Below are 13,279 nucleotides of genomic sequence, written 5' to 3' on the forward strand. Positions count from 1 at the left end.
AACCTGCAAGCAAGAATCCCAGATTCAGCGAACGGTCATGCCCGCGCTTTTTGAGAAGTTACAACTGATCAGGTCCAGTCGAGAGAAGGGCGGGTCCTTGATCACATCCTGCTCGGAAAAGACCATCAGGTCGCGGATGCCCTTGTGGATGCGGTAGGCGCCGCCGTCGGCCTCGGCCGTAAAGAAGCGCTTCAGCCGTTCCGGCGAGACGTCGGCAGCGATGCTGGCCGGATAAAGCCCGCTGCGCGCCGTGGCGATGGCGCGGCTGTCGATGTCGGTGGCGAACACTTGTACGGTGTAGCGCTGCTTGATCGCCTGCAGGTACTCCTGCAGGATGATGGCCAGTGAATAAGCCTCCTCGCCGGTGGAGCATCCCGTTGACCAGACACGGATCACGGCGCCGGCAGGTTTGTCGGCAAAGAGCCGGGGGACGGCCTTCTCCGCCAGTGCGGCGAAGGCCTCGGGATCACGGAAAAAGCTGGTCACGCCGATCAGCAGGTCGCGAAACAGCGATTCCACCTCCTGCGGCGTCTGCTGCAGGTACTTGACATAGCTGTCGATCGCTTCGATCTGGTGCACGGCCATGCGCCGCTCGATGCGGCGATTGATCGTGCTCGGCTTGTATTGCGAGAAGTCGTGGCCCGTCTGCGAGCGCAGGACGACGAAGATCTTCTTCAGCGCGCCCTCGGTCTTCAGGGTATGAACCGGGTCGGGGCGGGCAGGCCGGGCGAAGGCTCGCGCCGCGTAGGCGACGAGCTGAGCAGGCATTTCGGCCGGTGGCAGCTCGTAATCCACCAGGCCGGTGGCCAGCGCGCTGCGCGGCATGCCGTCGTACTCGGCGGAAGCGGGGTTCTGAGCGATCACCAGGCCGCCCTCGCCCTTGATCGCGCCCACGCCCAGGGTGCCGTCGCTGCCCGTGCCGGAGAGGACGATACCGATTGCCCGCTCGCGCTGGTCGTGGGCCAGCGAGCGAAACAGAAAGTCGATGGGCAGGCGATGACCGCGCGGCGACGAGGGCTCGAGCAATTGCAGCGTGCCGTTGAGAAAAGCCATGTCGCGGTTGGGTGGGATGATGTAGGTGCAGTTGGGCTGCACGCACATGCCGTCCTCGACCTCGAAGACCTGCATGCGCGTGCACCGCTGGATGAGGCTGCACAGGAGACTCTTGTGGTCGGGTGCCAGGTGCTGAACCAGGACAAAGGCCATGCCTGTATCGGTATCGGCCGGCATGCCCGAGAAGAAGGCCTCGAACGCCGCCAGTCCCCCGGCCGACGCGCCGATGCCGACGACCGGGAAGGACGCCTCCGGCGTCTGCTCTGACGGGTCGCCGCAGTTGAGCGGCGGCGGCAAAGGTTGAAGGGAATCCTTGTTCGTGACTCGTTCGCTGGCCATGATTTCCGCATCGCCTGGTTGGCAGATTACCGATGATCGGATTCTATCCAAATTGGGGGGGGGGGGGGGCAATACCATACGGCCCTCCTGCGAAGCATCTCGTCGATGCGCGGGTCGGACTTTGCCACCGTTGGCGTAAGCCCGTATGTTGGCCAGCGCACAGAACCGTTCTCCGTGTGCTGGTAGTCTTCTTGCGTCGATGCGATGTCTGCATTGCATGATTTGCCGGACGGGCCGAGGCTGGCTCGTCCATCAGAACTACCCATCAACCAGCACGGAGACCAGGATGAACAAGGATCAAGTCAAGGGCGCAGCAAAAGACTTCGGTGGAAAAATTCAGGAAGAGGTCGGCAAATTGACTGGCAGCAAGGAGCAGCAGGCCAAGGGACTGAAAAATCAGGCCCAAGGCAAGGTGCAGGAACATGTCGGCGACCTGGAAGAAAACGTCAAGGACGCGACAGACGCCGTCAAGGAAGCCATGAAGCCGTAATACAATGGGTGTTCCTGCCCATCAGCGAAGAGAAGCAGCGGCCAATGGCCGCTGCTTCTCTTCCGGTGGCCGTGTACGCGGCTCATGGGGTCAAGGCCAGGCAGCCAGGCGCCATCATGGACCATGGCCAAGGTGTTCGCAGCGTCGCTCCGACGTTGCCACTCGGGGACAGCAAGGATGACTTATTGTGTCGGTGTACGGCTGGACGAGGGAATGATCTTCGCCTCGGATTCGCGAACCAATGCCGGCGTCGATAACTTCGCGAAGTTCTGCAAGATGACGGTATTCGAGCGCCGGGGCGAGCGCGTGATCATCCTCTTGAGTTCGGGCAATCTCGCTGGCACGCAGGCGATCGTCAGCCTGTTGACCCAACGCAGCGAAGGCACTGACCAGCAGGCGTCACTATGGAATGCGCGCACCATGTTCGACACGGTCAATCTGGTCTCCGACGCCATGCGCGACATCGAACGGCGCGACGCGCCCTTCCTCGAAGCAAGCGACATTAGGTTCAACGCCTCGTTCATCGTCGGCGGGCAGATCCGCGGCGAAGGGCAACGCCTGTTCCGCATCTACGCCGAAGGTAACTTCATCGAGGCTGGCATGGACACACCCTATATCCAGACCGGTGAAACGAAGTACGGCAAGCCGCTCATCGACCGCGTCATCATCGGCTCGACAAGGCTTGCGGACGCAGCGAAATGTATTCTCGTCTCGTTCGACTCGACGATGCGCAGCAATCTTTCGGTGGGTATGCCGATCGACCTCATCTGCTACGAACGTGACAGCCTCGAAATCCGGATGCGACGCCGTTTTGCCGAAGGCGACGCGTATTTCACGTCCTTGCACCAAAGCTGGAGCGAGGGCACTCGCCGGGTGTTTCGAGAACTCCCCGAGTTGGTCTGGTGAATTTGCCCTGGCCACGACTGCTGCACGCGGCACTGTGCTGACCCCTCACCGCCGCCACGCCTTCTCCATGTTCCATCCTCCATGACATCGCTTACCGCAAGGAACCTGAAATGAAAATCCGCATCGGCTATGAAATCGTTTATGAGTGCCCGCAGCCGACACCGATGATCCTGACGCTCGATGTCCACTACTCGCGGGTGAACGACGTCGTCGTGCCTGCTCACCTGATGACCGACCCGGCGGTACCACTGGTTGCCTATCGCGACGGCTTCGGCAATTGGTGTAGCCGAATCGTCGCGCCGCGCGGCGATATCCGCATTTTTGCCGACGGCGTCGTTCGCGATTCCGGCCGGGTAGACGACCTCGCACCGGAGGCGAACCAGCTCGCCCTTCAGGATCTGCCCGAGGAGACGCTGGTCTTCCTGCTCGGCAGCCGCTATTGCGAAACCGATCTGTTGTCCGCCGAGGCCTGGCGCCTGTTCGGGCACACGCAGCCGGGCTGGGCACGCGTGCAGGCGATTTGCGATTTCGTCCATCAGCACATTCAGTTTGGTTACCAGTTTGCCCGCCCGACCAAGACCGCCTGGGAAGCCTACAACGAGCGCGTCGGAGTTTGCCGCGACTACGCCCATCTGGCGGTCACCTTCTGCCGCTGCCTGAACATACCGGCCCGCTACTGCACCGGCTATCTGGGCGACATCGGCATCACGCCGGTGCCCGGTCCGATGGACTTCTCCGGGTGGTTCGACGTGTACCTGGGCGGCCGCTGGTACGCCTTCGATGCCCGCAACAACGTTCCTCGCATCGGGCGCATCCTCATTGCGCGCGGCCGCGACGCTGCCGACGTCGCGATGGTCACCACCTTCGGGCCAAGCGTCCTGAAGAGCTTTCTCGTCCGTACCGACGAACTGCCGGCGACCTGAAGCGGGGATAAAATGTTCATCCGCACCACGCCCGGATTTGCTGATCGCTCTCGGCTCAGCGCTTGGCCAGCGACTCGACGGGGTCGAGGCGCGCCGCCTGGCGCGCGGGCAGCACGCCGAAGACGATCCCGGTGGTCAGCGCCGTTGCCAGTCCGGCGAGCACCGCCCAATCCGGCGGAAAGGCGGGATAGGCGGGATAGAGCTGGCGGATGATCGCCGCTCCGGCTTGACCGAGCAGAAAGCCGAGCACTGCGCCAGCCACCGAGAGCATCGCCGCCTCGGTGAGAAAAGCGTTGCGAATCGTCGCACTGGTTGCGCCAAGCGCCTTGAGGAGGCCGATTTCCGCCGTGCGCTGGGCCACCGAAACGAGCATCACGTTCATCACCAGGATACCTGCGACGGCCAGGCTGATCGCCGCAATCCCCGCGACCGCCAGGGTCATCGTACCGAGCAGCCGGTCGAAGGTGGCCAGGACGGCGTCCTGGGTGATGATCGTCACGTCCTGCTCGCCCTCGTGGCGCAGCCTGATGATCTCGGCGACCTGCGCCTTGGCCGGCTCGATGGCATCGCGGCTGGCGGCTTCGACGAGGATGCGGAACAGCGTGTTGCTGTTGAACATCGCCTGCGCCAGGGCCACGGGTACGATCACCAGCTCGTCGGTGTTCATTCCCAGGCCCTGGCCGCTCGCCGCGAGGACGCCGACAATGCGGAAGCGTCGGTCGCCAATGCGCACCAGTTGGCCGAGCGCCGCCTGGCGGCCGAACATCTCGTCGCGCACCTTGGCGCCGATCACCGCTTCGGAAGCGCCGCGCCGCCAGTCGCCGGCGGGCAGAAAGCGCCCCTGGGCAAGCACCAGGCGACGCACGTCGATGAACTCGGCCGTCGTGCCGGCGACCATCACTTCGCGCAGCTTGCCGCCGACGCTGATTTCCGAAGTGCCGACGGCCAGCGGCGCGACGCGGTGCACGGCGCTGGCGCGCAGCAGTGCCTGCGCATCGTCCACGGTCAGGTCGCGCGGCGTGCTGGTGATCGCGTTGCCCGGATTGAAACCGCCTGTTTGCGAGCGACCGGGCAGAACGATCACCAGATTGCTGCCGATCGACGAGAATTCGTTCAGCACGTAGCGGCGCGCGCCGTCGCCGAGCGCGGTGAGGACGACGACCGCGGCGACGCCGATGGCCATCGCCAGCACCAGCAGGAAGGTGCGCAGCGGGTTGCCGGTCGCCGCGTCGCGCGCGAAGCGAATCAGGTCGGGAGTACGCATGCTTCGGGAATCACCCTGTTGCTGCGTGACTGGTCGTTCTGCAGTGCGCCGTCCTCCATCAGCAACTGGCGTCGCGCGCGCGCTCCGAGGCTGCCGTCGTGCGTGACGACGATCAGCGTGACGCCATTCTCGTTGAGTGCTTCGAGCAGACGCATCACCTCTTCGCCGGTGGCGCGGTCGAGGTTGCCGGTCGGCTCGTCGGCGAGGATCACCGCCGGCTGCATGATCGTCGCCCGGGCGATGGCGACGCGCTGGCGCTGGCCGCCGGAGAGTTGGTCGGGACGATGATCGGCGCGGTTCTCCAGCCCGTAGTCGCCCAGCGCCCGGGCCACGCGCTCGGCGCGTTGCGCCGGGGCGATGCCGGCCAGGATCATTGGCAGGGCGATGTTCTCGCCAGCGGTCAGACGGGGCACCAGGTGGAAGCTCTGGAAGACGAAACCGATGCGCTCGCTGCGCACGCGCGCCTGCTCTTCTGCCGACAGCGTCGTCACGTCGCGGCCTTCGAGACGATAGACGCCGGCATTGGGACGGTCGAGGAGACCGATCAGGTTGAGCAGCGTCGACTTGCCTGACCCTGAAGGTCCCATCACGGCGACGTACTCGCCAGCCGCGATGCTGACATCGAGGCGGCGCAGCGCATGCACCTCGCTGTCGCCAAGGTGAAAAACCCGCTCGATGCCGGCGAGTTCGATCAGCGCGGCGCTCATCGACTACTTGCCGACCGCTTGGACATCGACGGCATAGTGCGCGCCGGCCTTGACGCCGGCGCGCTCGAGCGAAGTGACCACGCGCTCACCGGCGACCAATCCGGCCAGCACTTCGGTGAACTCCCAGTTGGCCAGTCCGGTCTTCACCTGGCGCTCTTCCAGCGTACCGTCGGCAGCAGCGACCAGCACCCGGCCGCCTTCGAGCAGAGCCGACGTGGGCACCCGGACGACTTTCTCGCGAGCGTCGAGAATCACTTCGATGTCGGCGCTGTAGCCGACGAGCAGTTTGCCGGGTGCCGCTGGATCGTCGAAAATCGCCTCGATGTCGACCGTTCGCGCCTGCTTCTCGACCGCCGATACGTACGGTGCGACGCGCCTGACCTTGCCGGGAAACGACTGTCTTGGCAGCGCGTCTAGGCTGATCCGTACCGACTGCCCGGCGCTGATCTTCGGCGCATCGACTTCATCCATCGGCGCCTTGACGTACAGGCACGAGTCGTCGATCAGGTCGATGGCCGGTGGTGTCGGTACGCCGGGCGGCGAAGGCGTCGAGTACTCACCGACTTCGCCGACGATCTTGGCGATGGTGCCGGCAAATGGCGCGTAGAGTACCGTCCGCCCCTGCTCGACGCGAGTCAGGCTGACCTTGGCTTCGGTTTGCGCGACGTCGGCCGTCGTCGCAGCGCAGGCCGCGCGCTTGGCCAGCGCCTCGCTGCGAGCGCTGTCCTCCCTGGCACCCGAGACAAAACCCATGGCGCGCAAGGCCGCCTGACGGTCGGCTTCGCGCTCGGCGTTGGCCGCCACGGCGCAGGCCTCGCTGGCGCGGTAGCGAGCCGTGGCTACCTGCGTCATGGCCAAGGTGCTCTGGGCCTGCTGGTCGTCGTTCCACAACTTCATCAGCAACTGGCCCTTGCGCACGCGGTCGCCTTCCTTCACTGCCAGCACCTCGATGCGGCCACCGGTAATCGTCGACAGTTTGGTCCGCTGACACGCTTCAACGGTCCCGGCGCGCGTGTTGGCGAGTGTCGATTCGACCAGGCCGGTTTCGATTTCCTTGACTACGACGGTCACCGGTTTCGGCCGAGTCGCCCACCATATCCCGCCGATGATCAGCAGGACAAGCAGAAACGCGATGAGCAGGCGGCGGATCAAGGGTGACGGCATGGCGGGAACCGGGATGGGGAACGATGCCTGGCATCAAGGCTCACTATGGTCCGACGAAAGCGCCGGGCTGGCAAGCCCGGCGAGCATTCCGATGGCTTCGGCGTCGCGCAACGCGTAGCGTCTTTGACGCACAAAAAAAGAGCGCCCGCCGGCGCTCGCTGAGGCAAGAAGGAAAGCGGGTCAGGCCGCCTTTCTGCGCCTAGCCCAGCCCAGCCCACCGAGACCCAGGCTCAGTAGCAGGGCCGTCGCCGGCTCAGGCACGTCACCGTCGCTATGGACGCGATAGACGTTGCCCACATCCCAGACGGCCAACCCTTGGGCATCTTCAAAGATCACTTCGTTTGGGGCCCCGAAACACGACAGATCGCCCACGTTACCCGTGCCGCAGCCATCGCTGACCAGTTGCACCGTCTGGTTGGTGAAGAGGAGCATGTCGCTCCAGGTGTTTCGGTCCTGAATGTTGCCACCGGGCTCAAGGATCAGCACATTTCCGGGTGTGACGCTTTTCGGCAGCGAAATCACCCAGCCAATTTCCGATACATCCCCGTTGGCATCTTCCTCGTAGAGGTCGCACTGGATGTTACCCAGGGCGTCGAGGACGCAGCTCGACGCCGGAGCAGCGATGGCTGCCCCCATGGTGCCCACGACCAGCAACCCAACTCCGGCAAGCATCTTGACAATCTGTTTCATGGTCTGTCTCCTCCTGATGAATAGTCACTCCGAGCGTTCGTCATCCGTCGCGCTCAGCGCATTGCGTATCGATTCCTCTGCTTTCTCTACGCCAACGAAGGGTCAGTAGACGCAGTCAACGACTGTCCTGCCTGCTGGCCCGCGCGACGCGATTGAACCGTACGCCCGGATCTAAAAGCAATGCTCGTGCCAGTTTGCATTTGCGTTTAATAATCAATAGCATTCATGACAGGTCGCGTCTACTCCCTTGAGCAACTGTAAAATTTTCCGACACCTGGATCGCGGAAAGGTCTGCGCCAGCGCGCAACGCGCAGGTTGGGGTGAGCTTGCGAACCCCAACGCCAAAACCCATACGCCATCTCTTTTCTGCCGCGCCTGGCGGGTCAGATGACCGTGACGAGCGAACGGCGAGCGATGGCCGAATGTTGGGGTTCGCAAGCTCACCCCAACCGGTTCTTGACACCCAATACGCCTACGCCGCGGGGCTAGGCAACGCCGTTGGCGCCGACACCGAGTCTTCACAGCGTCTTCATGTACTCCACCAGCGCGTCCTTTTCGTCGCCTGACAACGCGGTACCGAACTCGTGGCCGTAGTTGCCGCCACCCTTGCTTCTCGTGTCGAGCCGCGTGCCGATACGCTGTGCCTCGGGGCCATCGGTCACGAAGCCCACCCTAGTCTGGTCATACACATCGTAACCGCGCCAGAATACCTTGGGGCGTTCGGCTGCCGGTTCGAGCAGATCACGCAGGGTGGGGACCGAACCGTTGTGCAGGTACGGGGCTTTCAGCCAGATACCGTCGAGGAAGGCAGCGACATAGCCCTTCAGGTCTTCCTCCACCAGGCCGCGGCGCTCGAGGCCCATTTCCTTGACCACCTGGTTGGCCTTGATCGCGGCGCCCTTGTTCCAGGAATCGAGGCGCCCGCGGTCGGTACCGACTTCGGCCAGAGCCAGCGGCCGTCCGGTCAGTTCGCTGGCGTGACAGCCGGCACAGTTCGCGTCGAACAGCGTTTTGCCGGCAGCGGCCCTGGCCGCGTCGATGGGGAACGGGTACCTGGGGGACGGCATTTCCGAGAGGTAAGCGTGCAGCCATTTGACCTGCTCGACGAAATCATCCTTGTCTGCCGGTGGGGCGCCGAGCAGGCCGAGGGCCGAGTCCATGATCACCGAGTAGGCGTCGTTGCTGTCGCCGGCATAGTTCATGCGGTGGCCCTTGTCCCAGACGTACTTCTTCAGGTTCCATACCGAGGGCATGTCGGTCGGGCCGAAGGAGTCATCCATCGGGGCTCGGATCATGAAGTACTTGGTGAGGTTCATCGCGTCGTCGCGGCCCCGACCCCAGTCGGGAAAGTCCTGGCGGTAGATCCAGGCGAACTGGGCCTCGCGTTCAAGCAGGCGCTTCCTGGTGATCGGGATGATGAAGAAACGGTAGAGCAGTTTGTCGATGACATCGAGGTCGGTCACCCGGTTGATCTCGGCCATCAGGATGTCGGCGTTGAAGCGCGGGTCCTTGGCGCAGTCGATGAGATAGCGAAAGAAGCCCTCGACGTTGGTGGTATGGGCCGCGCCGCCGACGACGAAAACCGGGTCGGCATCGGGCGTCGCACGGTAGCTGGTGGTGTGGCAGACGGCGCAGTTGTTGCCCACCCGCGGGAAGCCGATGATTTTATTCGTGAAGCCCACCGGCAGTTCCTGGCCCTCCTCCCAGGGAACGCCCAGCGCAGCGTAGCCACCGGGAATCACCTTGCCGTCCTGGGTAAGCTTTTCGGGAAAAATTCGCGGCAGGACGTAGAAGATCCAGTAGGGAACGCCGGCGTCGTGCTCGGCGCCGATCGACCCGTACTTGAAACGCATCTCTGGCGTGGCGGTCACCCAGTCGGGCTGCGGATGTTCGCGGAAGCCGCGGTCGTAGCCGATCCAGGCGCCGACGATGGCGATCACGATAACGACGAGGACGATGATCTTGAACCAGATCCTGGAGAAGAAGTTGCTCATCATTGAACCCTCAGAAAGTCTTCAGGAACTCGACCAGCGCGGTCTTGTCGGCGGGGCTGAGGTCGGTGCCGTAGTCCTTGCCTTCGTGGCCGCCGTTGCCGTTGCCCAGCACCGCGGTGTCGAGGCGGAAGAACTTGTGGCCGTTGGCTTCCGGCTGATCGGAGACGAAGCCGACCTTGGCCGGGTCGTAGACGTCGTTGCCGCGATAGAAGGCCGCGGGTCGCCTGGCCGCCGGCTCAAGCAGGTCGCGCAGGCTGGGCACCGAGCCGTTGTGCAGGTAGGGCGCTCGCAGCCACAGTCCGTCGAGCGGCATGTTGGCGTAGCCGAAGGTCTTCCGGAAATGCGTGAAGCGCCACGGGTAGCCGGCGTAAAGCGTGGCCTGGTTCACCGCCAGGGTGTGGGTGTAGGAGTCGAGCCGCCGCCGGTCGGTGCCGATGGCGCCCAGAGGCGTCACCTGGCCGACATATTCGCCGCTGAAATCGCTGCCCGAGGCACCGTGGCAGGCAGAGCAATACGCCTGGTAGATCGGTTCGCCGCGGGCTGCCAAATGGCTATCGATGGGGAAGAACTGGCTGAAGAGGGGAGGCGTCGCGTCCATGATCCAGTCCTCGACCCGGCGGATGCGCGCCAGGTCGATGGTCGGCGGCGTCGTTCCGGTGCCGAAGGCAGCGCTCTTGTTGCGCTCCTCGACATTGGTATTGTTGCCGTCCCAGTGCAGTTGCATCTCGTGCGGCTCCTTGCGCTGGCGTTGCCGCCAGAGCGAGGGAAAATCCGCCGGCCCGTTGAACTCGCTGGGGTCGAGATGCGCCATGGGGAAGTTGAAGATCACTTTGGCCGAGTTGAACGTGTCGACCCGTCCGGGGCCCCATTCCTCCTGGTCGAACACCCACTTGAAACGTCCGGCCAGGGCCAGCACCCGATCGCGCATGATCGCGATGGCCACGGGATAGACGACGTAGCGGTCGAGCAGGTCGAGTTGCCCGCCCTGGCGCTCGATTTCCGGCATGATGAATTCCTTGGAGAATTTCGCATCGGCGGCGCAGCGGAAGAAAAACTCCTCGAACCCCTTCATGTTGAAAGTGGCGGCGGGCATGCCGAGAACGATGGTCGGTGGCTGGTCGGCTGCGGTGCGCACGGTGCTGGTATGGCAGACGGCGCAATTGACGAAGACCCGGTCAATCCCCTGGTAGCGGCGACGGGATGTCCCCACCGGGACATCCTTGTCGCTGCCGTCGGAATTTTTCTCGTAGACCATTCCCAGCGACTGGTAACCCTTGCCAGGCAAGTACTGGGGGCAGACATCGGGCAAGGCTCGCCAGATCCAGTAAGGGAAGCCCATTTCGTGCTCGCCGCCGGTAGACCCGTACTTGAAGTGTTCGGTCGGACTGTCGTAATCGACCGCGACGTCGCCGCCGAAGCGTTGCACCAGCCAGATCCCGATCAACGTCGGCAGCGCCACAATGACGATCAAGAGGATGAGAAAGCGCCGCCTCCAGGGGTTCGCGGCTTGTGCGTGGTCGTCGTTCATGGTGCTTTCCCCCACTGATGGTGCGTTAGTGCGGCGGCAGGCACGGCCGCAGGGCTTCGTAGCCGCCGGCGAGCATGGCTTTCAACTGCGGCGGGTGGCCGGTTTCGCCGTGCAGCCAGTCCTCGACCAGAGTCAACAAGACGGCCCGCGCCGGGCTCTCCCGCCAGGCTCTGGCATCGGTCGCGAAAGCCGGCAACACGCTGGCCGGCGGCATCGGCGTCTTTTCCCGCTGCTCCTGCGCCACGTCGGCCATGGCCAGGCGGACGTAGATGCGCGGCGCGCAGTGGCGGAGTTTGCTGGCCACCTCGGCTGGGCCGCCCTGGAGGAAATTCGGCGGGAAGGTCTCGGCCGTCTGATGACAGGCGGCGCAGTAGGGGTGAAAAGCGCGCGCCGCCGTTTCGCCGGCGGCTCCCGGCGACTGGCCGGAGGCCACGGCGGGCACTTCCAGCTCGGGCGGCAGCAGCAAGCGTGCCGCCTGGCAACAGGGCGTCGGAGCACCTGCGCCGAGTTCGGCGAAGAGTGCGGCGAAGAGCTTCTCGCGCGGCAAGGGGGCTGGCGCGAACAGCGTCGCCGCTTCGGGGCCGGCGGCCAGGCGGTCGATGGCCTGCTCCAGAACGGGGAATTCCTGGCGGATTTCCACGCTCGCCTCGCCGCTATAGTCGGACGAAGTGGGGTCAGCTCCGCGGCGGAATTCGATGCGGCCGATGGCGTTGCCCTCCGCGGTGCGCGCTGGGCGACCTCCTGCCTGCGCCAGCAGGGTCGCCCGGCTGGGCGTCGCCTGGCCAATGAGCATCAGTTCCAGGTTGTTCAGCGCAGTGCCGCCGGGTAGCGTCAGGCGCGTCAGTTGCCCACCAGTCGGTCGTCCGGAGTGCAGGAAAAGCGATCCTTCGAGCAGCATCCCTCCTTTCGCTGCGCAGCGCAGTGCCCAGCGCGAAGCCGGCACGCTGGCGTCGATGCGACACGGTAGCGTCACCCGCAGCGGCGCGGTTGGCGTCCGGGCCAGGGAGCTTTCCAGCCTCAGCCGGTCGGGATCGGCGACAAACTCGGCCAGGCCGGTGACCAGCTGGCGCAGTCCATCGGGGTCATCGGCCTGCCAGCTTCCCCGTGGCGGGCGCGGCAGCAGAGGATCGAAGCGCGCCGGCACATGCGCGAGGGCCAACTGGCCAGCGCGGTCTGGCGGCCAGTTGGCCACGCCCTGTAGCGGATTGCGGTTGGGGATGTCGGGATTGCCGGCGGCCAGGCCGCCTGGCCAGCGGCGGCGGCCCTCGTCGCGCAGCGGAGCGGCAACGGTCTGTTCGAATCGGGCATCCGGCGCCCAGGGCTGGCCGCCGGAGAGCGCATGGCGCAAGGCGGCGGCGAACAAGCCGGCGCGGCAGCGCTGGGCGGCGCGATCGGTCGCGCCGCAGCCTTCGCGCCACAGGTGCTGGGTCAGGGCAAAGCCGTTGGCTCGTTCGGTGGCGTTGTCGATGGCGTAGGGGATGTCGATTCCCCGCTCGGGCGCAATGCCGTAAAAGCGCCGGCCACTGGCCAGCAGCAGGGCTGCAACCTGGGGATTGGCGTTGGTCTCGTCCCACAGCGCGCGGGAGAAGATCGGCGAGCCGTTCTGATGACAGGCGAAGCAGAGCGTGCGATTGGCATAGATCACCCTCGGTTTGCCGCCGGCCCGGTAGTCCTTGACCAATTGGAATTCGAAGCGGCCGGCATCCTCGTTGTAACTGATGATCTCCAGGATTGCCGACTTTTCCTGATAGCCGATGTAGAGCCGATCCTTGAGCAGGGGCGCAGCCGCGGTGGCTGGTTGGCGATCGATGGCGACCACCACCCGCGGGTAGGCGAAGTAGTCCGGTGCGGCCGCCGTGCGCTGCAGCGAGCGACCCAACGGAATGAGTACCCGCTTGGCAGGTGGCAGAGCGCTGGCCGGGTCGCTTTGCAACTGGGCGTCGAGCCGCGCCAGCAGAAGCTCGAAAGGGAAAGGCAGGTCGATTTTCGTCTGCCCGCCGCGCGTCACGGCAAAAATCCGGTCGAACAGCGAGCGGCCGCGGCTGGGGAGATTCTCGCCGGGGTCGGCCGGGTCGACGACCCGGACCGGGGTCGGCAGTTCAGCCGCCAGCACCTGCACCACGGCTGCCCAGGCGCAGACAAGGCCCAGCAGGCCAGTCAGAAGGGCTTTGCGCGGGCTCATCACGGGTTCCCATACTCGGCGGCCCGGTGTGCCGGTCAG

At 64.8% G+C, this 13,279-nt stretch carries 10 protein-coding genes and 1 pseudogene; 3 read left to right on the top strand and 8 right to left on the bottom strand.

Annotated features, from left to right (window positions below; genetic code table 11):
* Nucleotides 1–60: 60 nt before the first annotated feature.
* A pseudogene (locus ACCAA_RS10360) lies at nucleotides 61–1,392 on the bottom strand (chemotaxis protein CheB); the annotation flags it as partial.
* Between the two features lie 286 nt (nucleotides 1,393–1,678).
* On the opposite strand from ACCAA_RS10360, the gene ACCAA_RS10365 reads away from it, so the two are divergent.
* The 3 genes from ACCAA_RS10365 (at nucleotide 1,679) to ACCAA_RS10375 (ending at nucleotide 3,711) form a co-directional block, all read left to right on the top strand.
* Nucleotides 1,679–1,882, top strand: a complete 204-nt coding sequence (locus ACCAA_RS10365; RefSeq protein WP_186407176.1) for a CsbD family protein — start codon at nucleotides 1,679–1,681, stop codon at nucleotides 1,880–1,882.
* A gap of 177 nt (nucleotides 1,883–2,059) precedes the next feature.
* A complete protein-coding gene (locus ACCAA_RS10370) occupies nucleotides 2,060–2,788 on the top strand; it encodes a proteasome-type protease (RefSeq protein ID WP_186407177.1) in 729 nt (242 codons plus the stop codon).
* A 110-nt stretch (nucleotides 2,789–2,898) separates the two neighbouring features.
* Complete coding sequence (locus tag ACCAA_RS10375) at nucleotides 2,899–3,711, top strand: transglutaminase-like domain-containing protein (RefSeq protein WP_186407178.1); 813 nt, start codon at nucleotides 2,899–2,901, stop codon at nucleotides 3,709–3,711.
* Between the two features lie 55 nt (nucleotides 3,712–3,766).
* Here ACCAA_RS10375 and ACCAA_RS10380 read toward each other — a convergent pair whose 3' ends face one another.
* From ACCAA_RS10380 to ACCAA_RS10410, 7 genes are all read right to left on the bottom strand, one after another.
* A complete protein-coding gene (locus ACCAA_RS10380) occupies nucleotides 3,767–4,975 on the bottom strand; it encodes an ABC transporter permease (RefSeq protein WP_186407179.1) in 1,209 nt (402 codons plus the stop codon).
* Entirely contained in the window at nucleotides 4,957–5,682 is a 726-nt protein-coding gene (locus ACCAA_RS10385) for an ABC transporter ATP-binding protein (protein WP_186407180.1), read from the bottom strand. The genes ACCAA_RS10380 and ACCAA_RS10385 overlap by 19 nt, the downstream gene beginning before the upstream one ends.
* 3 nt (nucleotides 5,683–5,685) lie before the next feature.
* Nucleotides 5,686–6,846 carry an efflux RND transporter periplasmic adaptor subunit gene (locus ACCAA_RS10390; RefSeq protein ID WP_186407181.1) on the bottom strand — a complete coding sequence of 387 codons (1,161 nt, stop codon included), beginning with the start codon at nucleotides 6,844–6,846 and terminating at the stop codon, nucleotides 5,686–5,688.
* A gap of 180 nt (nucleotides 6,847–7,026) precedes the next feature.
* Nucleotides 7,027–7,536, bottom strand: coding sequence for a PEP-CTERM sorting domain-containing protein (locus ACCAA_RS10395; RefSeq protein WP_186407182.1), 510 nt, complete (start codon nucleotides 7,534–7,536; stop codon nucleotides 7,027–7,029).
* Nucleotides 7,537–8,054: 518 nt separating this feature from the next.
* Nucleotides 8,055–9,533 (bottom strand): c-type cytochrome, encoded by a 1,479-nt coding sequence (locus tag ACCAA_RS10400; protein ID WP_186407183.1) that lies wholly within the window; start codon nucleotides 9,531–9,533, stop codon nucleotides 8,055–8,057.
* A gap of 7 nt (nucleotides 9,534–9,540) precedes the next feature.
* Nucleotides 9,541–11,058 (bottom strand): c-type cytochrome, encoded by a 1,518-nt coding sequence (locus ACCAA_RS10405; protein WP_186407184.1) that lies wholly within the window; start codon nucleotides 11,056–11,058, stop codon nucleotides 9,541–9,543.
* Between the two features lie 25 nt (nucleotides 11,059–11,083).
* The gene (locus ACCAA_RS10410) at nucleotides 11,084–13,240 is read right to left on the bottom strand and encodes a hypothetical protein (protein ID WP_186407185.1); all 2,157 of its coding nucleotides are present in this window, start codon (nucleotides 13,238–13,240) and stop codon (nucleotides 11,084–11,086) included.
* Between the last annotated feature and the right edge of the window lie 39 nt (nucleotides 13,241–13,279).

Source organism: Candidatus Accumulibacter aalborgensis (genome assembly GCF_900089955.1).
In the GTDB taxonomy this organism is placed as follows: Bacteria; Pseudomonadota; Gammaproteobacteria; order Burkholderiales; family Rhodocyclaceae; genus Accumulibacter; species Accumulibacter aalborgensis.

Bases quoted from the DNA above. Each gene is read 5' to 3' on its own strand.
- ACCAA_RS10365 (WP_186407176.1), top strand. From the start codon at position 1,679: ATGAACAAGGATCAAGTCAAGGGCGCAGCAAAAGACTTCGGTGGAAAA.
- ACCAA_RS10370 (WP_186407177.1), top strand. From the start codon at position 2,060: ATGACTTATTGTGTCGGTGTACGGCTGGACGAGGGAATGATCTTCGCC.
- ACCAA_RS10375 (WP_186407178.1), top strand. From the start codon at position 2,899: ATGAAAATCCGCATCGGCTATGAAATCGTTTATGAGTGCCCGCAGCCG.
- ACCAA_RS10380 (WP_186407179.1), bottom strand. From the start codon at position 4,975: ATGCGTACTCCCGACCTGATTCGCTTCGCGCGCGACGCGGCGACCGGC.
- ACCAA_RS10385 (WP_186407180.1), bottom strand. From the start codon at position 5,682: ATGAGCGCCGCGCTGATCGAACTCGCCGGCATCGAGCGGGTTTTTCAC.
- ACCAA_RS10390 (WP_186407181.1), bottom strand. From the start codon at position 6,846: ATGCCGTCACCCTTGATCCGCCGCCTGCTCATCGCGTTTCTGCTTGTC.
- ACCAA_RS10395 (WP_186407182.1), bottom strand. From the start codon at position 7,536: ATGAAACAGATTGTCAAGATGCTTGCCGGAGTTGGGTTGCTGGTCGTG.
- ACCAA_RS10400 (WP_186407183.1), bottom strand. From the start codon at position 9,533: ATGATGAGCAACTTCTTCTCCAGGATCTGGTTCAAGATCATCGTCCTC.
- ACCAA_RS10405 (WP_186407184.1), bottom strand. From the start codon at position 11,058: ATGAACGACGACCACGCACAAGCCGCGAACCCCTGGAGGCGGCGCTTT.
- ACCAA_RS10410 (WP_186407185.1), bottom strand. From the start codon at position 13,240: ATGAGCCCGCGCAAAGCCCTTCTGACTGGCCTGCTGGGCCTTGTCTGC.